This is a genomic window from Agrobacterium sp. NPDC089420 (genome assembly GCF_044900305.1).
Taxonomy (GTDB): Bacteria; Pseudomonadota; Alphaproteobacteria; order Rhizobiales; family Rhizobiaceae; genus Agrobacterium.
In genome coordinates this window covers 147,003-169,226 of record NZ_JBJDMY010000006.1, presented here as the reverse complement: position 1 = coordinate 169,226, position 22,224 = coordinate 147,003, and the positions used below count along the sequence as shown (strand labels likewise).

The 22,224-nt window shown below is 60.6% G+C and carries 20 protein-coding genes; 11 read left to right on the top strand and 9 right to left on the bottom strand.

The window, feature by feature from the left end:
- Nucleotides 1-18: 18 nt before the first annotated feature.
- Nucleotides 19-162: a hypothetical protein gene (locus tag ACI2KA_RS11740; protein ID WP_404502151.1), complete on the bottom strand. Its 144-nt coding sequence runs from the start codon at nt 160-162 to the stop codon at nt 19-21.
- A gap of 229 nt (nt 163-391) precedes the next feature.
- Between ACI2KA_RS11740 and ACI2KA_RS11735 the strand changes: the two genes are divergently transcribed.
- Complete coding sequence (locus ACI2KA_RS11735; RefSeq protein ID WP_404502149.1) at nt 392-1,495, top strand: NAD(P)/FAD-dependent oxidoreductase; 1,104 nt, start codon at nt 392-394, stop codon at nt 1,493-1,495.
- A gap of 21 nt (nt 1,496-1,516) precedes the next feature.
- On the opposite strand, the gene ACI2KA_RS11730 is transcribed toward ACI2KA_RS11735, so the two are convergent.
- The 4 genes from ACI2KA_RS11730 to denD form a co-directional block, all read right to left on the bottom strand.
- Nucleotides 1,517-2,491: a threonine/serine dehydratase gene (locus ACI2KA_RS11730; protein WP_404502147.1), complete on the bottom strand. Its 975-nt coding sequence runs from the start codon at nt 2,489-2,491 to the stop codon at nt 1,517-1,519.
- Nucleotides 2,492-2,618: 127 nt separating this feature from the next.
- Nucleotides 2,619-4,403, bottom strand: a complete 1,785-nt coding sequence (locus ACI2KA_RS11725) for an IlvD/Edd family dehydratase (RefSeq protein WP_404502145.1) — start codon at nt 4,401-4,403, stop codon at nt 2,619-2,621.
- A gap of 9 nt (nt 4,404-4,412) precedes the next feature.
- Nucleotides 4,413-5,315: an NAD(P)-dependent oxidoreductase gene (locus ACI2KA_RS11720; protein ID WP_404502143.1), complete on the bottom strand. Its 903-nt coding sequence runs from the start codon at nt 5,313-5,315 to the stop codon at nt 4,413-4,415.
- On the bottom strand, nt 5,312-6,298 hold the full coding sequence (gene denD, locus ACI2KA_RS11715; RefSeq protein WP_404502141.1) for a D-erythronate dehydrogenase: 987 nt from the start codon (nt 6,296-6,298) through the stop codon (nt 5,312-5,314). Before denD ends, ACI2KA_RS11720 begins: the two co-directional genes overlap by 4 nt.
- A 214-nt stretch (nt 6,299-6,512) precedes the next feature.
- Here denD and ACI2KA_RS11710 point away from each other — a divergent pair, with 214 nt between their 5' ends.
- From ACI2KA_RS11710 to ACI2KA_RS11685, 6 genes are all read left to right on the top strand, one after another.
- Nucleotides 6,513-7,958, top strand: coding sequence for an FAD-binding oxidoreductase (locus tag ACI2KA_RS11710; RefSeq protein ID WP_404502139.1), 1,446 nt, complete (start codon nt 6,513-6,515; stop codon nt 7,956-7,958).
- A 119-nt stretch (nt 7,959-8,077) separates the two neighbouring features.
- Complete coding sequence (locus tag ACI2KA_RS11705) at nt 8,078-8,794, top strand: FadR/GntR family transcriptional regulator (protein WP_404502137.1); 717 nt, start codon at nt 8,078-8,080, stop codon at nt 8,792-8,794.
- Nucleotides 8,795-9,002: 208 nt separating this feature from the next.
- Complete coding sequence (locus tag ACI2KA_RS11700) at nt 9,003-10,163, top strand: fumarylacetoacetate hydrolase family protein (protein WP_404502135.1); 1,161 nt, start codon at nt 9,003-9,005, stop codon at nt 10,161-10,163.
- A gap of 21 nt (nt 10,164-10,184) precedes the next feature.
- Entirely contained in the window at nt 10,185-10,715 is a 531-nt protein-coding gene (locus ACI2KA_RS11695; protein WP_404502133.1) for a TRAP transporter small permease, read from the top strand.
- 4 nt (nt 10,716-10,719) lie between these two features.
- Complete coding sequence (locus tag ACI2KA_RS11690; RefSeq protein ID WP_404502131.1) at nt 10,720-11,997, top strand: TRAP transporter large permease; 1,278 nt, start codon at nt 10,720-10,722, stop codon at nt 11,995-11,997.
- Between the two features lie 39 nt (nt 11,998-12,036).
- Nucleotides 12,037-13,044, top strand: a complete 1,008-nt coding sequence (locus tag ACI2KA_RS11685; RefSeq protein ID WP_404502129.1) for a TRAP transporter substrate-binding protein — start codon at nt 12,037-12,039, stop codon at nt 13,042-13,044.
- Between the two features lie 108 nt (nt 13,045-13,152).
- Here ACI2KA_RS11685 and acs read toward each other — a convergent pair whose 3' ends face one another.
- Entirely contained in the window at nt 13,153-15,108 is a 1,956-nt protein-coding gene (gene acs, locus ACI2KA_RS11680; protein WP_404502127.1) for an acetate--CoA ligase, read from the bottom strand.
- Nucleotides 15,109-15,338: 230 nt separating this feature from the next.
- On the opposite strand from acs, the gene ACI2KA_RS11675 reads away from it, so the two are divergent.
- Nucleotides 15,339-16,040 (top strand): DUF1013 domain-containing protein, encoded by a 702-nt coding sequence (locus tag ACI2KA_RS11675; RefSeq protein ID WP_404502125.1) that lies wholly within the window; start codon nt 15,339-15,341, stop codon nt 16,038-16,040.
- Nucleotides 16,041-16,099: 59 nt separating this feature from the next.
- Here the strand turns inward: ACI2KA_RS11675 and ACI2KA_RS11670 are convergent, their stop codons facing one another.
- Nucleotides 16,100-16,759 carry a YggS family pyridoxal phosphate-dependent enzyme gene (locus ACI2KA_RS11670; RefSeq protein WP_404502123.1) on the bottom strand — a complete coding sequence of 220 codons (660 nt, stop codon included), beginning with the start codon at nt 16,757-16,759 and terminating at the stop codon, nt 16,100-16,102.
- Between the two features lie 192 nt (nt 16,760-16,951).
- On the opposite strand from ACI2KA_RS11670, the gene leuS reads away from it, so the two are divergent.
- The 3 genes from leuS to holA are packed head-to-tail and all read left to right on the top strand — an operon-like array spanning nt 16,952 to nt 21,169.
- A complete protein-coding gene (leuS, locus tag ACI2KA_RS11665) occupies nt 16,952-19,582 on the top strand; it encodes a leucine--tRNA ligase (RefSeq protein WP_404502121.1) in 2,631 nt (876 codons plus the stop codon).
- The gene (gene lptE / locus ACI2KA_RS11660; RefSeq protein WP_404502119.1) at nt 19,575-20,120 is read left to right on the top strand and encodes an LPS assembly lipoprotein LptE; all 546 of its coding nucleotides are present in this window, start codon (nt 19,575-19,577) and stop codon (nt 20,118-20,120) included. The genes leuS and lptE overlap by 8 nt, the downstream gene beginning before the upstream one ends.
- 11 nt (nt 20,121-20,131) lie before the next feature.
- Entirely contained in the window at nt 20,132-21,169 is a 1,038-nt protein-coding gene (holA, locus tag ACI2KA_RS11655; RefSeq protein WP_404502117.1) for a DNA polymerase III subunit delta, read from the top strand.
- Between the two features lie 139 nt (nt 21,170-21,308).
- Here holA and fdxA read toward each other — a convergent pair whose 3' ends face one another.
- Nucleotides 21,309-21,647, bottom strand: coding sequence for a ferredoxin FdxA (gene fdxA / locus ACI2KA_RS11650; RefSeq protein WP_003520294.1), 339 nt, complete (start codon nt 21,645-21,647; stop codon nt 21,309-21,311).
- A gap of 158 nt (nt 21,648-21,805) precedes the next feature.
- The gene (locus tag ACI2KA_RS11645) at nt 21,806-22,222 is read right to left on the bottom strand and encodes an RNA-binding S4 domain-containing protein (RefSeq protein ID WP_404502114.1); all 417 of its coding nucleotides are present in this window, start codon (nt 22,220-22,222) and stop codon (nt 21,806-21,808) included.
- Nucleotides 22,223-22,224 lie beyond the last annotated feature (2 nt).

The window sequence follows — 22,224 nt, the reverse complement described above, 5'->3', positions numbered from 1 at the left end:
ATGGAAAAGTCGGGAGGATCAGGGAACGAGACCGAGAATAACCGCGGCGACAAAAGCCACGCAGATGCCGACAAGAGCCGCATGCACCGAATCCTTCCAGTTGCGCGGCGACTGGGGCTGCGAGACAAAGTCTTTTACTTTTCCTGCCTTGGAATAAGACATTGTACACTCCCTTCCCTGTCTTGCCCGGCGAAGCGGGCAGTTGTTAACGTCAGCCAAAGAATAGCTTTATCCCCTACCATTCCAGTAGAGATAAAATTCCATAAGAAGCGCCGATTGGGAAAAATAGGAGTCGCCACTTGCCTCCCAACAAGCATCAATCTACCCATCGCGGAATATTAACGCTGCAGGACGGCGTTCGTTCAAACGAAGCTTGCGTGGATGGGAACAGATGACGGATATCGACGCCATCGTCATTGGAGCGGGGGTGATAGGGCTCGCGACGGCACGCGAACTTTCAATGCGCGGCCTCTCCGTCATCATCCTTGAAAGCCAGAAGGAATTCGGCTCCGCAACCTCCTCCCGCAACAGCGAGGTCATCCACGCCGGGCTCTATTATCCGGCCGGAAGCCTCAAGGCCCGCCTCTGCGTCGAGGGTAAAAGGCAGCTCTATGCCTTTTGTCAGAGCCATGGCGTTGTGCACCGCCGCTGCGGCAAACTCATCGTGGCGACAGATGCGGCCGAGACGGCCCTGCTGGCCACCCTCAAGGACAAGGGTGCGGCCAATGGCTGTGAAGACCTTGAGCTGATCGATGGGCGACAGGCACTTTCGCTTGAGCCCGCCCTCGCCTGCGCGGCAGCCCTGCTTTCGCCCTCGACCGGCATCATCGACAGCCATGGCTATATGCTGGCGCTGCTCGGCGAGGCGGAAGACCACGGCGCGGCTCTTGCCTTGAATGCTCCCTTCGAAAGGGCCGAGCCGATCAGCAACGGTTTCCGGGTCCATGTCGGTGGCAAGGAGCCCATGAGCCTGACATGCCGCCTACTCGTCAATTCCGCCGGCCTCGTCGCACCCATGGTGGCAAAAGAGATCGCTGGATTGCCGGCCCGTGCCATCCCGCAGCCGCGCTTTGCCAAGGGCAGCTATTTTTCGCTGACGGGCAAGTCGCCGTTTTCACGGCTGATCTACCCCGCACCGCATACCCACGGCCTCGGCGTGCACCTCACTCTCGATCTTGCCGGTCAGGCCCGGTTCGGCCCTGACGTGGAATGGGTCGAGATCATCGATTACGCCGTCAATCCCCGCCGTATGGAGGGTTTCGGCAAGGCGATCCGCCGCTATTGGCCAGGCCTTCCCGAGGATGCCTTGATCCCTGCCTATTCCGGCATCAGGCCGAAGATTTCCGGCCCTGACGAACCCGCCATGGATTTCCGTATCGACGGTCCGGAAACCCACGGACTTGCCGGCCTCGTCAACCTGTTCGGCATCGAAAGCCCCGGCCTGACCGCCTCGCTCGCGATCGCCTCAGAGGTTGCGGAACGGCTCGGGGACTGATCTCACGCTGCAGCTGCCGCTTCAGCAAAAGTTGGACAGTGCATGCGCCATGATCCCGGGATCGACATTGCCGCCCGAGGCAACAGCGATCACCGTATCGCTCTCCAGCTCGCTGCCATGAAACAGCGCTGCCGCAAGCGCCACGGCGCCGCCGGGTTCGATGACAATCTTCAGCCGGTTGAACGCAAGCACCATGGCCCGCAGCGCCTCATCCTCGGTCACGGCAATGCCTTTTCCGCAGAGCCCGGCCATGATCGGGAAGGTGATGTTGCCGGGCTGCGGCGTGATGATCGCATCGCAGAGCGAACCGGACGTCGAAACGTTCCGCTCGATCTTGCCCGATGCGAGCGAGCGCGCCACATCGTCGAAATGCTCGGGCTCTGCAGTCCTGACTTTGTAGGCCGGCGCCTTCGCGGCAAGTGCGAGCGAGATGCCGGATGTAAGACCGCCGCCGCCGCAGGGCACCAGAACCTCGGCCGCGGCAATGCCGAGTTCCGCACCCTGCTCGGCAATCTCCAGCCCCACAGTCCCCTGCCCGGCAATGACCAGCGGCTCATCGAAGGGCCTGATCAGTGTCAGTTCGCGTTCGCGTGACAGACGATCACCGATGGCGTCGCGATCCTCATTCACCCGGTCGTAAAGCACCACCTCCGCGCCATAGGCACGGGTATTGTCGATTTTGATCTTCGGCGCATCGGACGGCATGATGATGACGGCCGGCACCCCGTGCAAGCGGGCGGCAAGCGCCACGCCCTGTGCATGATTGCCGGAGGAAAAGGCGATCACGCCCTTGGCGCGTATCGCCGCCGGCAGGCCGGAGACGGCCGACCAGCCGCCGCGAAACTTGAAGGAACCGGTTTTCTGCAAGCATTCGGCTTTCACGACCAGCTTTCGCCCGGCAATCTCGTCCAGGAAAGGCGATGAGAGCAGCGGTGTCCGCACCGCATTCTCGCCGATGCGCTGACGCGCCGCCTCGATCATGGAAATATCTGTCATGCCCTGCTCCCGGTAATGCGAATGTCATGCGGATCCGCAAACACATTAGGAGGTCGCAATCGATTGCGAAACCGCCCGGAATAGAAAAATCCCCGGCCGTGACCGGTGGATTTCCCTTCATTTCCGGTCAGTGATTGTGCCGGGGCATCGTCTCGGCGATCCTGCGGAAATCCGCCGCCCCTTCGAGAACCGCGCCATCCGAAAGCTGTGTCACGGATTTGCGATAGATACGCTGCCAGGGCGTCGCATCCGCAGGGACGGCGGGAATGCCGTCGGCCTTGCGCGCTTCCAGTTCCGCATCCGGCACCAGCGCGTTGCACTCACCCTTGTTGAAGTCGATACGGATCACGTCGCCGGTGCGCAGCCATGCCAGCCCGCCACCGGCCGCACTTTCCGGCGAGGCGTTGAGGATTGACGGACTGTCCGCGGTTCCCGATTGCCGCCCGTCGCCGATTGTCGGCAGGCTGGTGATGCCCTTTTTCAGGAGCGCGTCCGGCGGCTGCATGTTGACGACTTCCGCCGAACCGGGCCAGCCGAGCGGACCGGCTCCGCGAATGACGAGGATCGTGCGCTCGTCAATATCAAGCAACGGATCGTTGATGCGGGCGTGATAGTCTTCCGAACCATCGAACACCACGCATTTGCCCTCGAAAATACCCTCGCGACCGGGCTCGCTCAGATAACGTTGGCGGAACTCCGCCGAGATCACGCTTGTTTTCATGATGGCGAAGTCGAACAGATTGCCCTTGAGAACGAGGAAACCGGCCCGTTCCTTGAGCGGCCTGTCATAGGGCAGGATCACGTCGCGGTCGGTCGATTCCCGCCCTTCCAGATTTTCCGCCATGGTCTTGCCGGTCACGGTCGGACAGTTTCCATCGAGCTTGCCGGCCTTGAGAAGCTCCCACATGATGGCGGGCGTGCCCCCGGCGCGGTGATATTTCTCACCCAGCCATTTGCCGGCGGGCTGAACGTTGGCGATGAGCGGAATGTCGTAACCGTGGACCTGCCAGTCCTCCTCGCGAAGTTCAACGCCCGCATGTTTGGCCATTGCCGCCAGATGCGGCTGGGCATTGGTTGAACCACCAATCGCCGAATTGACGCGGATCGCGTTCAGGAACGCCGCGCGCGTCATGATATCGGAAGGCTTGATATTCTCGACGACCAGCTCGACAGCGCGGCGGCCGGTACGATAGGCCATCTGGCCACGCTCACGATAAGCGGCCGGAATCGCACCGCAGCCGGTGAGCGACATGCCGAGCGCTTCCGCCATGGCGTTCATGGTGGACGCCGTACCCATGGTGTTGCAATGGCCGACCGACGGAGCCGATTCCAGCGCCGCCTGAAGAAACTCCTCGCGGGTGATTTCGCCGGCGCCATATTTGCGGCGCATGCGCCAGATCACCGTGCCGGAACCGACCAGATCGCCGTCATGATAGCCGTCAAGCATAGGCCCGCCGGAAAGGACAATCGCCGGAATATCGACCGTGCTTGCCGCCATCAGCGCCGAAGGCGTGGTCTTGTCGCAGCCCGTGGTCAGCACCACGCCGTCGAGCGGATAACCGTAGAGCACTTCCACAAGGCTGAGATAGGCGAGATTGCGGTCCAGCGCCGCCGTCGGGCGCTTGCAGTTCTCGAACATCGGATGGGTCGGGAACTCGATCGGAATACCGCCCGCATCGCGGATGCCGTCGCGCACCCGCTTGACCAGTTCCACATGGACCCGGTTGCAGGGCGTCAGATCGCTGCCGCTCTGGGCGATGCCGATCACCGGCTTGCCGGAGCGCAGTTCTTCCGGCGTCACGCCATAATTCATGAAGCGCTCCAGATAGAGCGCCGTCATGTCGAGATGATCGGGGTTGTCGAACCAGTCCTGGGATCGCAGGCGGCGCATGGGTGTCTTGTCGTCGCTCATGGACCCGTCTCAGCCCTGTTCCCGGTTGTTGAGTTTTTCGAGATAAAGCAGGATGCCGCTATGGTCGACATCGGCTCCGCCGTCACCGACGAAATCATCGAATTCCCGCGTCACCTGCTGGGTCAGCGGCAATGTCAGAGACATGTCCTTCGCCATTGCCAGCACACCGTTCAGATCCTTGAGCTGGAACTTGGAGGGGCCGCCAGGCGCGAAATTACGCTTCACCATGCGGTCGCCATGCAGTTCCAGTATCCGGCTTTCGGCGAACCCGCCGCGTATGGCGTTGCGGAACCCCTCGCGGGATGCGCCGCCCGCTTCCACCAGCATCATCGCCTCGGCAACCGCACCGATGGTGATGGCGACGATCTGCTGATTGGCGAGCTTGCACAGCTGGCCCGCACCCGAGGGACCGACATAGGTGAGCCGGCCCATCGGCGCGAAGACATCCGCAAGACCCGCGATCAGCGCCTCGTCCCCGCCCGCCATGATCGCGAGCGTGCCGGCCGTCGCACCCGGCACGCCGCCGGAAACCGGGGCATCGACATGATGAATGCCGAGCGCTTCGAGCCGGGAGGAATGTTCGCGTGCGATCGGCGGCGCGATCGAACTGCTGTCGATGACGACAGCACCCTTTTTCAGCGCTTCGGCGACACCGGCCTCAAACAGCACCTCGCTCACCGCCTTGCCGTCGCTGAGCATGGTGATGACGATATCGGCGCCCGTGGCGGCCTCCGCCGGCGACGCCGCCAGAACCGCACCATCGGCGACAAGGGCTTCAGCCTTGTCGACGCTGCGGTTCCAGACCCTGACCGAAAATCCGGCGCCAAGCAGCCGCCGGGCCATCGGACCGCCCATCAGGCCCGTGCCGATAAAGGCAACCGAGTCCTTCTTCTCCTCCCCGCCGACACTCATTTCAGCGAACCTCCCAGTTCGTCCTCGATATGAACCTGAATGATTTCCTCGAACGAGCTTTCAGCCGTAAAGCCCAGTTCGCGGGCGCGCTTGGCTTCGAAACCGGGTGCCCAGCCCTCGCACATGCGCATGATCATCTCGTTCGGCTCGCGGCGGATGAGGGCGACGGCCTTTTCGCCAGCCACCTTGCGCAGCGCTTCGATCTGTTCGCCAACGGTGGCGCTGAGGCCCGGCATCGACAGGTTGCGGCGCGGGCCGACCTTTTCGACATCGATCGTCGCGCCATGGATGAGGAAACCGACGGCGGAACGCGGCGAGGCATGCCAATGGCGAATGCTTTCCGGCACCGGCAGAACCGCTTCCTGGCCAACCAGCGGCTCGCGCAGGATATTCGAGAAGAAGCCGGAGGCGGCCGCATTCGGTTTGCCGGGACGAATGCAGATGGTGGGCAGCCGAATGCCGATACCGTCGAAGAACCCGCGACGGCTGTAATCGGACAACAGCAATTCGCAGATCGCCTTCTGGGTGCCGTAGCTGGTCAAAGGCGTGGTGTGGAACTCGTCCGGGATCGGATAGGGAAGCGGCGCACCGAAGACGGCGATCGACGAGGTGAAGACCACGCGCGGCTTGTAACCGTCCTTGCCGTTGGCAATGCGGATGGCGTCGAAGAGATAACGCGTCCCGTCGAGATTGATGCGGTAGCCCTTGTCGAAATCGAGTTCGGCTTCGCCGGAAACGATGGCGGCAAGGTGAAATATGACATCGGGACGGGCATCCACCAGCTTTTCGGCCTCACCCGCAGCAGAAAGATCAGCCGCACGCGCATCCACCACACCGGAAAAACCAGCGGGCGCTTCAGGCTGGAACACGTCGATGAGCGTGAACTTCTCGACCGGCTTGCCGCCGAGCGATCCATCCTTGACGAGCCGCTGCGTCAGCTTGCGGCCGACCATGCCGGCGGCGCCGATGATTGCGATATGCATGTCTTCCTCCTCTTTGTCCCGGCCGTTCTCCCGAGACCGAAAAAACCTCATCGGCCTGTCGACCGATAAATTAGCTTGTAAGGTTGTCTGATAACCTTATATGATCGGATTGAAAATAGTATTTTTTCACAAACTGGAAAAAGCAAGGGCGCTGGCAAGCAACGGCAAGACCCTTGCCCGAATATTTCAGGGCGGATTGGACGGAGAGGGTGGAATGACGATCGTGAGCGAACACGATATCGAGAAATTACGGTTCTCGCTGAAGAACAGGCTGGGTGAGGCCCTGCTGCTGACATCGCCGGAGGACATGTTGCGCTATTGCCGTGACTGGCACGGTGATGTCACAAGTTCAGCCGTGGCCGTCATCCGTCCCCGCTCCACCCAAGAAGTGTCCGACACGGTGCGTGCCTGCGCCGAACTTGGCCTCGCCATCATCCCCCAGGGCGGCAATACCGGCCTGGTGCTCGGCGGCATTCCGGATGCGCCCAAGCATCAGATCGTGCTGAGCCTCGAGCGCATGAACGCCATCCGCACCATAGATGGCGAGGATTTTTCAGCCGTCGTGGAAGCCGGCTGCATTCTCTCGGAATTCAAGGACGCCGTTCAGGACAGGGGCATGTTCTTCCCGCTGTCGCTCGGCGCGCAGGGCAGCTGCCGTATCGGCGGCAATGTTTCGACGAATGCCGGCGGTATCAATGTCCTCCGATATGGCATGACCCGCGAACTGGTGCTGGGCCTCGAAGTGGTGCTGCCGGATGGCACCGTGTGGAACGGGCTTTCGACGTTGCGCAAGGACAATCGCGGCATCGATCTGAAGCAACTTTTCATCGGCGCGGAGGGAACGCTCGGCATCATCACCGCCGTTGCCGTCAAGCTTTATCCCAATCCCGAACATATCGAGACGGCGCTGCTCGGCCTCAATTCGCTTGATGACGCTATCAAGCTCTACCGCCGCGCCCGCCGCGAATGCTGCGACCTCATGTCCGCCTTCGAATTCATGCCGCCGGTCGCCTTCACCCTGGCGATCGAGGCGATCCCCGATCTCAAGATGCCGATTGCCGGCGATTATCCGGCCTATGTGCTGATGGAGATTTCCGGCTCCGGCCTGGTGGATACGGCCGACCTGATGGGACGCTTCCTTGAGGGCGTGATGGAAGACGGGCTGGTGCTGGACGGCGTCATCGCCTCCTCCCGCGCGCAGGCGCAATCGCTTTGGCTGTTCCGCGAAGGCATGAACGAAGGCCAGGCGCTGCGCGGCAGCCATATGCGCACCGATATTTCCGTGCCGCTCTCCAGACTGGCGGCTTTTGTGGCCGAGGCGGAGGCGGAACTTTCGGAAAAGCTGCCGGAGTGCCTGGCGGTGTCCTACGGCCATGTCGGCGACGGCAACGTCCATCTCAACGTGCTGCCGCCCAATGGGGCGACGCCGGAGGAGCGCGACGCGCTCATCTACAAGTCCAAGACGCTCGTCAATGACGTCCTCGACCGTTACGTCGGCAGCATCAGCGCCGAGCACGGCATCGGTCGTCTGAAGCGCTCCGATTTCGAAAGCCGGCTATCGGATGTGCAGCGTCGGATGATCACCAGTTTGAAAAATGCGTTCGACCCCGATTTGCGCATGAATCCCGGTTGCCAGATAAGCCTGCAACCGGATAGCTAATCGAAGAACGGCAAAGGCGGCTGTGAATATGCCGCCTTTTAAGACCCGCTGACGGCGAAGGAGGACGTCGCCTGCAGCGGGCAAAATGAACCAATCGTTTCTGCGGAACGGGAGCAATCATGACGCTGGAGTTCAATCAGATACATCGCAACGATCATCTGCCCGGCCGCATCGCCGCGGAGATTGCCCGCGAGATCAATGATTCGAAACTCGGGCCGGGCGACAGGCTGCCGACGGAACATGTCCTTGCGAAAACCTTCGGTGTCAGCCGCTCGGTCATACGCGAGGCCATCGCGCAGTTGCGCAACGAAGGTTTCGTCGAAACCCGCCAGGGCGTGGGCGCCTTCGTCACCGATCCCCGGCAGAGACTGTCCATCCGGATCGAGCGCTCCCGCCTCAACGATCCCGACAATTTCCGCGACCTTTTCCAGCTTCGCATGCCGCTGGAAATCGAGGCGGCGGGGCTTGCAGCATTGCACCGCAGCCCGCAGCAGCTGGCGCGGCTGGCCGCAGCGCTGGAAAAGATGAAGACCGCCGACGACTGGTCGACGGAGGGCGTTGCCGCCGATCTCGACTTTCACCGTATTCTGGCGGAAGCGACGCAGAACGAATATTTCCTGATGTTCCTCGGCTTCATCGCGGAACGCATCAGTTCCGCCATCAACATCGCCTTTTCCCGCGCAGTATTCGGTGAAATTCTCGAAGTGACGATCGCCGAACATGTGGCGATCTACGAAGCCGTCGAGAAGGCCGATGCGAGCGCGGCCAAAAACGCCATGCGCAAGCACCTGATCGGTGCGGCAAGCCGGGTCAATCTGGAACTGGATATATTCTGACGCGCAAAATAAATGCGCCACCCATAAAGCTATAGGACAGGTTTCCGGGCTTTATCGATAGGCGGAACCCGAAGACGATAAATTTGTCCGCGAGGCCGCTAGACTTGCTCGAAAAGTCATACTAAGAAGAATGAGATTAGGTTGTCAGACATCCAGACAATAAGACCGCAGGAGGCGGCCTGTCGGAGGCCTGAAGGGGAGGATATATATGACCGGCACAAGGTCCATCGACGCTATCGCAATTCTGCCTGAGGATTATGAAAACGCCTTGCTGGTCGGCCGCGTCTGGTCGAAAAGCGAAGGCGGCCCCTGCCCGGTTCTGCTGAAAGGCGGCGTGCTTTATGACCTCAGCTCGCTTTCCCCAACCATGTCCGAACTTCTGGAAAAGACGGATCTGGTGGAGCGGCTCGCCGATACCGGTACATTCGTGGCACTCGGCGCGCTTGAGGCGTTTCTCGACGGTTCCGCTGGCGATCTTCTTGCCCCCAACGACATCCAGGCCGTCAAGGCCGCCGGCGTTACCTTCGCCGACAGCATGCTGGAACGCGTGATCGAGGAACAGGCCAAGGGCGACCCGTTGCGCGCGCAGGAAATTCGCGGACGGCTGGCGCCGGTTCTTGGCGACAACCTCAAGGGGCTGGAGGCGGGATCCGAAAAGGCCGCCGAGGTGAAGAAGCTGCTCCAGGAAATGGGCCTCTGGTCGCAATATCTGGAAGTGGGCATCGGCCCGGATGCGGAAATATTCTCAAAGGCCCAAGCCATGGCCTCCGTCGGCTGCGGCGCACTGATCGGCGTTCACCCGAAATCGCAGTGGAACAACCCGGAACCGGAAGTGGTGCTCGCCATTGCCTCCGACGGCCGTATCGTCGGCGCAACGCTCGGCAACGACGTCAACCTACGCGATTTCGAAGGCCGCTCCGCCCTGCTGCTGAGCAAGGCAAAGGACAATAACGCCTCCTGCGCGATCGGCCCCTTCATCCGCCTGTTCGATGGCAATTTCACCATCGAAGACGTGAAGAAGGCGCAAATCTCGCTTCTGGTCGAGGGCGAGGACGGTTTCACCATGACGGGCGTCAGCCCGATGCAGGCAATCAGCCGCACACCGGAAAACCTCGCGTCCCAGCTCCTGAACCGCAACCATCAATATCCGGATGGCGCCGTCTTTTTCCTCGGCACGATGTTCGCGCCGGTAAAGGACCGTCATGGACCGGGTCTCGGTTTCACCCATGCCAGGGGTGACCGTGTCGAAATCTCCACGCCCAAGCTCGGCAAGCTGATCAACTGGGTCACGACGACCGACGAATGCCCGGAATGGACATTCGGCACCGCGGCCCTGATGCGCAACCTGGCGAAACGAGGGCTACTCTAGATATTTCTTCGGGAGGGGAAAATGCAAAAGACCATCAATCTCTTTTACCGGATTCTCGAAATCATTCTCGTCCTGCTGCTCGCCGGCATGTCGATCATGGTTTTTGTCAACGTCGTCATGCGTTACACGATGAATTCCGGCATCAACGTCTCGGAAGAGCTGTCGCGCTATTTCTTCGTATGGCTGACATTCCTCGGCGCCGTGCTGACCTTCCGCGAGAACAGCCACATGGGCATCGAAACGCTGGTGATGTTCCTGTCACGCCGCGCCCGCATCGTCTGCATGATCGCGTCGAACATCATCATCCTGGCCTGTTCCGCCATCTTCTTCTGGGGAACCTGGAAGCAGTCCGGCATCAATGCCAGCATGCATGCGCCCGTCACCAAGCTGTCGATGATCTGGGTCTACGGCATCGGCATGTTCACCGGCGGACTGATGTTCGTCATCGCGCTGGAACGCCTGTACCGTCTTTTGACGGGCCGCGTCACGGAAGATGAAATCGCCCAGTTCGCGGGCGAGAACCTGACGATCGAACAGCTTTCGGAGCGCTGATACCATGACACTTCTCGTTTTTGTCGGCTCTCTCTTGGGAGCCATGGCGATTGGCGTTCCCGTCGCTTTCTCGCTGATGTTCTGCGGCGTCGTGCTCATGTGGTACATGGGCATGTTCAACACCGCCATCATTGCCCAGAACATGATTTCGGGTGCGGACACCTTCACGCTGCTCGCCATTCCCTTCTTCATTCTGGCCGGCGAACTGATGAATTCCGGTGGCCTGTCCCGCCGCATCATCGACTTTGCGATCGCTCTCGTCGGCCACATCCGCGGCGGCCTCGGCATCGTGGCCATCGTCGCGGCCATCATCATGGCCAGCATCTCCGGTTCGGCTGCAGCCGACACCGCGGCCCTTGCCGCAATCCTCATCCCGATGATGGCGAAGGCCGGTTACAATATTCCCCGCTCCGGCGGCCTCATCGCCGCAGGCGGCATCATCGCCCCCGTTATTCCGCCGTCCATGGCTTTCATCGTCTTCGGTGTCGCGGCCAACGTCTCGATCACGCAGCTTTTCCTTGCCGGCATCGTACCCGGCATCCTGATGGGCATTTCGCTGATCGTCGCCTGGCTGATCGTGGTGCGCAAGGACAACGTCAAGCCGCTGCCCAGAACCACGGCCAGGGAACGCCTGACGGCGACTGCCCGCGCCGGCTGGGCGCTCGGCATGCCGGTCATCATCCTGGGCGGCATCAAGGCCGGCATCATGACGCCGACGGAAGCTGCCGTCGTCGCCGCCGCCTACGCGCTTTTCGTCGGCATGGTGATCTACCGCGAACTGAAGCCGGCGGACCTGTTCCACGTCCTTCTGCGCGCTGCCAAGAGCACCTCGATCATCATGTTCCTGGTCTGCGCCGCGCTCGTCTCCGCATGGCTCATCACGGCGGCGAACATTCCAAACGAAGTCGCCGGTTATATCGAGCCGCTGATCGATCGTCCGATGCTCTTGATGGCCGTCATCATGGTGCTGGTCTTCATCGTCGGCACCGCGCTCGACCTGACGCCGACCATCCTGATCCTGACGCCCGTCCTGATGCCGATCATCAAGCAGGCGGGCATCGACCCGGTCTATTTCGGCGTTCTCTTCATCATCAACAACGCCATCGGCCTGATCACCCCTCCGGTCGGCGTGGTTCTCAACGTCGTCAGCGGCGTCGGCCGCATCCCGCTCGGCAAGGTCACGATCGGCGTCTGGCCGTTCCTCGTTGCCGAGACCATCGTATTGGCGCTGCTGGTGATTTTCCCGGATATCGTCATGGTTCCGTTGCAGTACCTTCGTTAATCGAAACTTTTTCTCGACCGCAATCCAAGGGAGGATATTATGAGAAAGCTTCTTCTGACCACCACGGCCATCGCTTTCGCCGTTGGCGCCGCAGCCCCGGCAATGGCCGAATTCAACAGCCGCAATATCCGCGTTTCGAACGGCATCAACCAGGACCACCCGGTCGGCAACGGCATCAAGGCCATGCAGGCCTGCCTGGACGACAAGTCGGGCGGCAAGCTGAAGCTGACGGCATTCTGGGGCGGTGCGCTCGGCGGCGATCTTCAGGCGACACAGGCCCTGCGCTCCGGCGTTCAGGAAGCCGTGGTGACGTCCTCTTCGCCGCTCGTCGGCCTCATCCCATCACTCGGCGTCTTCGACCTGCCCTTCCTCTTCGCCAACGACAAGGAAGCCGATGCGGTCATGGACGGCGCCTTCGGCGACATGATGAACAAGAAGCTGGAAGAACAGGGCCTCGTCAACCTGGCTTACTGGGAAAACGGCTTCCGCAACCTGTCGAACTCCAAGCATGCCGTGAACAAGTGGGAAGACTTCTCCGGCCTCAAGGTCCGCGTGATGCAGAACAACATCTTCCTCGACACCTTCCAGAACCTCGGCGCCAATGCGACGCCGATGGCTTTCGGCGAAGTCTTCTCGGCGCTTGAAACCAACGCGATCGACGCGCAGGAAAACCCCTATGTGACGATCGACACCTCTAAATTCTACGAGGTGCAGAAGTACATCACCGAGACGAACCACGCCTACACGCCGTTCCTCTTCCTCTTCTCCAAGCCGATCTTCGACAGCTACACCCCCGAAGAACAGGCTGCCCTGCGTGAATGCGCAGTTGTCGGCCGCGACGAGGAGCGCAAGGTCATCCGCGAACTGAACCAGAAATCGCTGGAGAAGATCAAGGCCGCCGGCCTCGAGGTCAACACACTGTCCCCGGAAGAGCAGACCCGTATCCGCGAAAAGTCGATGGTCGTCTACGAAAAGCACAAGGCCGAAATCGGCGCCGACGTCGTCGACGCCGTTCTGGCGGACCTGAAGAAGATCCGCGGTCAGTAAGCCCGTCTGGTAGAAATGAAGAACACCCGGAGGTTCCTGCCTCCGGGTGTTTTTGTCTGCGGCAAACCCGGGCGAGAAAAAGGCTGCCGAAGCAGCCTTTCCAGAAAATCAGGACGCCGTGCGGTTCTGTCGGTTGGCGATGAGGTCTTCGACCACCGCCGGATCGGCGAGTGTCGACGTATCGCCCAGCGCGCCGAAATCGTCCTCGGCGATCTTGCGCAGGATACGTCGCATGATCTTGCCGGAACGGGTCTTCGGCAGGCCGGGCGCGAACTGGATCTTGTCCGGCGTCGCGACCGGCCCGATCTCGTTGCGCACATGCTTTACCAGCTCCTCGCGCAGCGCATAATCGCCGTTCTGGCCCGCCATCAGCGTGACATAACAATAAATGCCCTGTCCCTTGATGGGATGCGGATATCCGACCACGGCTGCTTCCGAAACGAGATGATGCGACACCAGCGCCGATTCCACCTCGGCCGTGCCCAGGCGATGGCCGGAAACGTTCAGCACGTCATCGACGCGGCCGGTGATCCAGTAATAACCGTCTTCGTCGCGCCGGCAGCCGTCGCCGGTGAAGTATTTGCCCTTGTAGGTGGAGAAATAGGTATCGATGAAGCGCTGGTGATCACCATAAACAGAGCGCGACTGGCCCGGCCAGCTGTCGATGATGCAGAGATTGCCGTCAGCCGGCCCTTCCAGCACCTTGCCCTCGGCATCGACCAGCTGCGGCTGCACACCGAAGAACGGCCGCGTCGCCGAGCCCGGTTTCAGATCGGTCGCCCCCGGCAGCGGCGAAATCAGAATACCGCCGGTCTCCGTCTGCCACCAGGTATCGACGATCGGGCTCTTGTCCTCGCCGACCACATGATAATACCACTCCCAGGCTTCCGGATTGATCGGCTCGCCCACCGTGCCGAGCAGCCGCAGACTGTCACGCGACGAGCGCTTGACGAACTGGTCGCCGGCTCCCATCAGCGATCGAAGCGCCGTCGGTGCGGTGTAGAAGATATTGACCTTGTGCTTGTCGATCACTTCCCAGAAGCGCCCCTGATCCGGGAAATTGGGAACGCCTTCGAACATCAGCGTCGTCGCGCAATTGGCAAGCGGCCCGTAGACGATATAGGAGTGGCCGGTGACCCAGCCGACATCGGCGGTACACCAATAGACCTCGCCGTCCTTGTAATCGAAGACATATTCATGCGTCATCGACGTGTAGACGAGGTAACCGCCGGTGGTGTGCAAAACACCCTTCGGCTTGCCGGTGGAACCGGAAGTATAAAGAATGAACAGCGGATCTTCCGCCCGCATCTTCACCGGCGGGCAATCCGGCTTCACTGTCGCGATTTCCTGATGATACCAGATGTCGCGGCCGGGCGCCCAGCCGGTCTTGCCGCCGGTGCGGCGCACCACCAGAACCTTGTTGACGATGACATATTGCTTGGCGGCGATATCGATCGCCTTGTCGGTATTTTCCTTGAGCGGGATCGGCTTGCCGCCACGCACGCCCTCATCGCAGGTGATGACAAAGGTGGACTGGCAGTCGACGATGCGACCCGCCAGCGCTTCCGGCGAAAAGCCGCCGAAGACGACGGAATGGATGGCGCCGATGCGCGCGCAGGCAAGCATGGCGTAAGCCGCTTCCGGTATCATCGGCATGTAGATGGTCACGCGGTCGCCCTTCTTGACGCCGTGCTTCTTCAGCACGTTCGCCAGGCGGCAGACATAGTCGTAGAGCTGGTTATAGGTGATCTTCTTGTCGATATAGGGGTTGTCGCCCTCCCAGATGATCGCCGTGCGTTCGCCATGCGTTTTCAGGTGCCTGTCGATACAGTTGTAGGAGACATTGGTCAGGCCATCCTCGAACCACTTGATCGGCACTCTTCCCCTAAAGGACGTGTTCTTGACCTTGGTATAGGGCTTGAACCAGTCGATACGCCGGCCATGCTTGTCCCAGAACTTTTCCGGATCCTCGACGCTCTCCTGATACCATTTCTGGTAACGCTCATTGTCGATGAGCGTGCGGGCTTTCGCCGATTTGAGCACCGGGTAGATTTTGGCAGACATGAACTCCTCCTGGAACCAGATATGGCTTCTGACGCGACCCGAGACTCCCACCTCAGGCATGTGTTGAATTCATAGCAGGTCAAATGCGCACGGCAATTAGACAAAGGTCATTTGTTTCGCAAAGAATTGCAATTCTGATGCAATGCGGCTATAGAGCCCCCATATCCCGGAAATCAGTGGTTGATACCACGCCCGCGACACCGGCGCGGACGGACAGAAGGACTGTATCCATGGCTCAACAATTGCTCATGCCAAAGGCAACGGCTGTATGGCTGGTTGACAACACCGCGCTGTCGTTCGATCAGATCGCCACGTTCTGCAAACTGCATCCGCTTGAAGTCAAGGCGATTGCCGACGGTGAAGCCGCGCAGGGCATCAAGGGCCTCGATCCGATTGCGACCGGACAGCTTTCCCGCGACGAGATCGCCCGCGCCGAAGCCAATCCCAACCACAAGCTCAAGCTTTCCGAACCGAAAGTCCGCGTTCCCGAATCCAAGCGTCGCGGCCCGCGCTACACCCCGGTTTCCAAGCGCCAGGACCGTCCGAACGCCATTCTTTGGCTGGTGCGCAACCATCCGGAACTGAAGGATGCGCAGATTTCGCGCCTCGTCGGCACCACCAAGTCCACCATCGAGCAGATTCGCGACCGCACCCACTGGAATTCGGCCAATCTGACGCCGATGGATCCGGTGACGCTCGGCCTCTGCAGCCAGATCGATCTCGATCTCGAAGTCGAGCGCGCATCGCGTGGCCGACCGCTGCCGACCGCGGAAGAACTCGACAACACGCTGCAGCCGGCAACGGCGACGGAAGGCCTGGAATACAGCTTCCAGCGTGAGGAAGACGATCAGATCGATGCCGATGCGGTCTTCAAGAAGCTCTCCTCGCTGAAATCCACGCAGAAGGACGAAGACGAGGACGATCACTACTGATCGCAACCTTTCGAGAGATTTTGAACCCGGCCACTGCGCCGGGTTTTTTGTTGCCCAGCTTAGCGCGCGCCGAAGATCGCGGAACCGACGCGCACGCTTGTTGCACCGAATTCGACCGCGGTTTCGAAGTCGCCGGACATGCCCATGGAGAGTCTTTCCAGACCAGATTGTCTGGCGAGCTTGGCGAGAAGGGCAAAATGCGGACCGGGATTTTCCTCCGCCGGCGGAATGCACATGAGCCCTTCGACGGGAAGTTTCAGCTCATCCCGGCAAAAAGCCACGAAAGCGACTGTTTCGCGCGGGTCGATGCCGGCTTTCTGGGGCTCCAGCCCGGTATTCACCTGCACGTAAAAACGCAGGCTGCGACCCTGTCTGGCGCATTCTTCGGCCAGCGCGCGGGCGATCTTCTCCCTGTCGACACTCTGCACCACATCGAACAGCGCCACGGCATCCGCCGCCTTGTTGGATTGCAGCGGGCCGATCAGATGCAGCTCGATATCAGGCGCCTTCTCTTTCAGCGCCGGCCACTTGCCCTGCGCTTCCTGCACGCGGTTTTCACCGAACACACGCTGACCCGCATCGATGACAGGCTGGATCGCTTCCGCATCGAATGTCTTCGAGACCGCAACGAGGGCGATATCCGTCGCCTTGCGGCCGGATTTTTCCGCGACATCGGCAATGCGCTGCCTGACATCCTCAAGACGTGCTTCGATTTCCATCACAAGACCTTTTTTGAACCACTCGAACCGCTAACTAGACACCGATTGCCTTGATGCCAAGCGGCTTTAGCACCATTTCAGGCACGCTGGCCAAGATTGAACGTCCGAATGCCCCGCCAAACTTGACGCCCCGGTCGTTTCATGGTGAAGGTCAGCGCACATTTTTCCCCTCGATACCCGGAATTCTAGATAATGGCCATCGAACGTTACAATCCTCGCGACGCCGAGCCGCGCTGGCAGAAAAAATGGAACGAAGACAAGGTTTTCGTCACCGACAACAGCGATCCGCGCGAGAAATATTACGTTCTGGAGATGTTTCCCTATCCCTCGGGACGCATTCATATGGGCCATGTCCGCAACTACGCCATGGGTGACGTCGTCGCGCGTTACAAGCGCGCCCGCGGTTTCAACGTCCTGCACCCGATGGGCTGGGACGCGTTCGGCATGCCTGCCGAAAACGCCGCCATGCAAAACAAGGTCCACCCCAAGGACTGGACCTACCAGAATATCGCCACTATGCGCAGCCAGCTGAAATCCATGGGCCTGTCGCTGGACTGGACCCGCGAATTCGCCACCTGCGACGTGGAATATTACCATCGCCAGCAGGCGTTGTTCGTCGATTTCATGGAAAAGGGCCTGGTCTATCGCAAGCAGTCCAAGGTCAACTGGGATCCGGTCGACCATACGGTTCTGGCCAATGAGCAGGTGATCGACGGCCGCGGCTGGCGCTCCGGCGCTCTGGTGGAACAGCGCGAACTGACGCAATGGTTCTTCCGCATCACCGATTTCAGCCAGGATCTGCTGGACGAGCTGGACACGCTCGACCAATGGCCGGAAAAAGTCCGCCTGATGCAGAAGAACTGGATCGGCCGTTCCGAAGGCCTGTCGCTGCGCTGGCAGACCGTCGCCAAGACGGCGCCGGAAGGTTTCTCCGACATCACCGTTTATACGACACGTCCGGACACCCTGTTTGGCGCCTCCTTCCTGGCGATCGCCGCCGACCACCCGCTGGCGAGGGAACTGTCCGCGAACAATCCGGCAATCGCCGAGTTCTGCGACGAATGCCGTCGTCACGGCACATCGCTGGCAGCGCTGGAAACCGCGGAAAAGAAGGGTATCGATACCGGTGTCAAGGTCGTGCACCCGCTGGATTCCAGCTGGGAACTGCCGGTCTATGTCGCCAATTTCGTCCTGATGGACTATGGCACCGGCGCGATTTTCGGCTGCCCCTCCGGCGATCAGCGCGACCTGGATTTCGCCCGCAAATACGGCCTGCCCGTCGTGGCCGTCGTGGCGCCCGAAGGTCCCGAGGCTGAAAGCTTCACCGTTGAGGACACCGCCTTCACCGATGATGGCGTGATGATCAATTCGGGCTTCCTGAACGGCATGAAGACGGTCGACGCCTTCGAAGCCGTCGTACAGAAGCTTTCTGCGCAGACGCTGGGCGACGCGCCGCAGGCCGAACGCAAGGTCAATTTCCGCCTGCGCGACTGGGGCATTTCCCGCCAGCGCTACTGGGGCTGCCCGATCCCGGTCATCCATTGCGAAGTGTGCGGCGTGGTTCCGGTTCCCAAAAAGGACCTGCCGGTCAAGCTGCCCGATGACGTGACTTTCGACGTGCCCGGCAATCCGCTGGATCGCCACCCCACATGGCGCCATGTTTCCTGCCCGCAATGCGGCAGCAATGCCCGTCGGGAAACCGACACGATGGACACTTTCGTCGATTCCAGCTGGTACTACACCCGCTTCACGGCACCCTGGGAAGACCAGCCGACCGACCCGAAGGTCGCCAATCACTGGCTGCCCGTCGATCAGTATATTGGCGGCATCGAGCACGCCATCCTGCACCTGCTCTATTCGCGCTTTTTCACCCGCGCCATGCGCGAGACCGGCCATGTCGGCGTCAAGGAGCCCTTCAAGGGCCTGTTCACGCAGGGCATGGTGGTTCACGAGACCTACAGCCATGGCGAAGGCACGGCCCGCGAATGGATAGCCCCCGCGGACCTGCGCATCGAAGAGACGGACGGCGCACGCCGGGCATTCCTCTTGTCTTCCGGCGCGGAAGTGAAGATCGGCTCCATCGAGAAGATGTCGAAGTCAAAGAAGAACGTGGTCGACCCGGACGATATCATCGCCTCCTATGGGGCTGATACCGCGCGCTTCTTCGTTCTGTCCGACTCTCCGCCCGATCGCGACGTCATCTGGTCGGAAGCCGGTGTGGAAGGCGCAAACCGCTTCGTCCAGCGTGTCTGGCGCATCATTGGCGAAGCGGCTGAAGAATTGAGAACTGTGCAGCCCAAACCGGCCACCGAAGGTGAGGGACTGGCCGCCTCCAAGGCTGCCCACAAGACGCTGAAGGCTGTTCAGGAGGATCTGGACAAGCTTGCCTTCAACAAGGCGATCGCCCGCATCTATGAGCTGGTCAACGCGCTTGCCGGCCCGCTTGCGGATGTTGCCGCCGGCGGCAAGCCGGAAGACGTCAGGGCTGCGGCCCGTGACGCCGTTGAAATCCTCATCCGCATCATCGCCCCCATGACGCCGCATCTGGCCGAAGAATGCTGGTCGGCGCTGGGCAATGAAGGCCTCGTCGCCCAGACGCCATGGCCGGTCTTCGTCGCCTCGCTGGTCGAGGAGAACGATGTGGTCATGCCCGTACAGGTCAATGGCAAGAAGCGCGGTGAATTGACAATCGCGCGCGATGCGGATCAAGATGCAGTCCGTGCGGCAGCCCTTGCTCTGGATGCCGTCAAATCCATTCTTGCCGGTGGCGAGCCCAAGAAAGTCATCGTGGTTCCGCAGAGGATTGTGAACATTGTTGTCTGACGTTTTTTCGAGATGGAGCCGCGTCGCGGCAGCAATTTCCGTCGTGATGATGGCTGGTCTTCTGGCGGGCTGCCAGGTACGCCCGCTTTATGGCGAGGCTTCCGGAACCAAGGAAAGGCTGGCGGCATTGAGCATTTCTCCGATCCCCGGCAGGATCGGACAGGAAGTCCGCAATCAGCTTATCTTCCTGACATCCGGCGGTGCGGGTGAGCCGGCCACGGCGCAATACAATGTCAAGATATCCGTAAGCTCGAGCGCGACCTCCACGGAAGTCGAGAATTACGACCTGACGACCCGTACAGCGAACAATTATGACGGTCCTTATCCCGGTCGCGTCGTGATGAACGGTCAATATGTGCTGACGCGTATTTCCGACGGCCAGATCCTGCGCTCCGCGCGCCGCAGCGTGACGGCGCAGGTGGACCTGCCGCAGCAGGAATTCGCCAAGATCAGGGCGATCCGCGACGCCGAGAACCGGGCCGCCCGGGAACTGGCTGAAATCATCCGCACCGATGTCGCCGCCACCCTCGGCCGCTGAGAGCCGCGGCCGTGGCGGAGATAAAATCACATGAGTTCGAGCGCTTCGCCGAAAATCCGGCGGAGCGCTTTCGCGTTTTCGTGCTTTACGGCCCGGACCGCGGCCTCGTATCCGAGCGGGCGAGCCTCATCGCCAAGAAGACCGGCATCGATCCCGATGACGCTTTCGCATCGTTGAAATTGACCGCGTCCGATCTGCAGGGAGATCCGGGCCGCCTGCTCGACGAGGTGAATGCCATCGGCCTTTTCGGCGGCGAAAAACTCGTCTGGGTCAAAGGTGCGGCGGCGGAAAAGGCGCTGGTGGATGCGCTCCAGATTCTGGCGGAGACACCGCCGCAGGCAAGTTTCCTGATCATAGAAGCGGGAGACATTAAGAAGGGCACGGGATTGCGCAAGATAGCGGAACCCGCGCGCTCCATCGCCGCAATTCCCTGTTACGCGGATGATGCGCGCTCCTTGAACGCGCTGATCGACCAGGAACTCTCCAACGACAATCTGCGCATTGCGCCCGCCGCACGGCAGAGGCTGATCGAATCGCTTGGCGGCGACCGCATCGCCTCGCGCAACGAAATCCGCAAGCTGGCGCTTTATTGCCGTGGCGCCGAAGTGATCGAAGAAGACGACGTGCTGGCCATCATCGGGGATGCGAGCACGGTTTCCGCCGACGACGCCGTCGACGCCATTCTCAAAGGCGACAGAAACGCCTTTTTCCACGCCACGCAGAAGATCGTTTCCTCGAAGACGCCGATCTTTCTCGTGCTTCAGGGGTGCCTCAAGCAGTTCCAGCTGCTGGACCAGATGCGGGCCGAGATGGACGAAAAAAAGCAGCAGGCCGGTCAGGTCATGCAGACGCTCGGGCGTCATATCCACTTCCGCAGGAAACCCATCATCGAAAAAGCGCTGCGAACGTGGCAGCCTGCAGCGATCGCCCGCGAGATGAACCGATTGCAGGCCGCCATCCTGCAAAGCCGCCAGCGGCAAAGCCTGGAGGAAAGCGTGGCCCTTCTGACATTGCTCTCAACCACCCTGCAATCCGGTCGCGGCGGCTGAGCCGCTGCAACATCCCCCCCGAAATGCGCGGCCACTTGGGGGAACATGCCTGAAAAACAAACAAAAGCGCAGCAAAAAGCCCTCGCGCCATTGCTGCGAGGGCTCCTCAGATCGGGTCTACGACACCGGACCGCTGAATTCAGTCGCCCTGTCCGGGCTCGGCCGAGAAATAGAGTTCGAGCTTGCCCTCGACGCCATCCATTTCCTTCGCTTCCGGCATCGGATCACGCTTGATGGTGATATTCGGCCAGATCGCCGCATATTCCGCGTTGAGTTTCAACCATTTGTCGAGGCCCGGCTCCGTATCGGGCTTGATGGCTTCGGCGGGACATTCCGGTTCGCACACACCACAATCAATACATTCGTCAGGATTGATGGCGAGGAAATTTTCACCCTCGTAAAAGCAGTCGACGGGGCAGACCTCAACGCAATCGGTGTATTTGCAGCGGATGCAATTGTCGGTCACGACATATGTCATGATGAACTCCAGAATATGCAGGCCGGGTCTTTGGGCTTCGGAACACAAGCCGTCGCCCGGAATTCAGACAGGGCAATTTCGCAAGTGACGTAATGCCTTTGTCTTCAGATAGCAAGGATAAACAATTCTGAAAAACGGGTGTAACTTGGAGGTTTATTCTAATCTTTGCTTCCGTCGCTATCCGACAGAAACCTGTCGAGTGCCCTGCGCTCCTTTTTGGTGGGACGCCCGCTGCCCGGCTGGCGCATGGCCTGTTCAAGCGTGGTCAACCTGTCGGAAGGCTCGCGTGGCGGCGTCTGGTCGTCATAGAGAAGTCTGGCTTCTTCGTAGGGTCCGCGCCGCGTCCCGCCGGACTTGACGACAAGCACCCTGTCCATACGCTCGAAGCCGATATCCAGCCTGTCACCGGCCTTCACCACATGGCTGGGCTGGCGAACGGCAACGCCGTTGACCTTGACCTGACCCGACTGAATATAGCCCTGGGCCAGCGAACGCGACTTCGCCATGCGGGCAAAGAACAGCCACTTGTCCAGACGCTGACGCGTACTCTCCAGTGGCTGTTCGCTACTCCCCATAG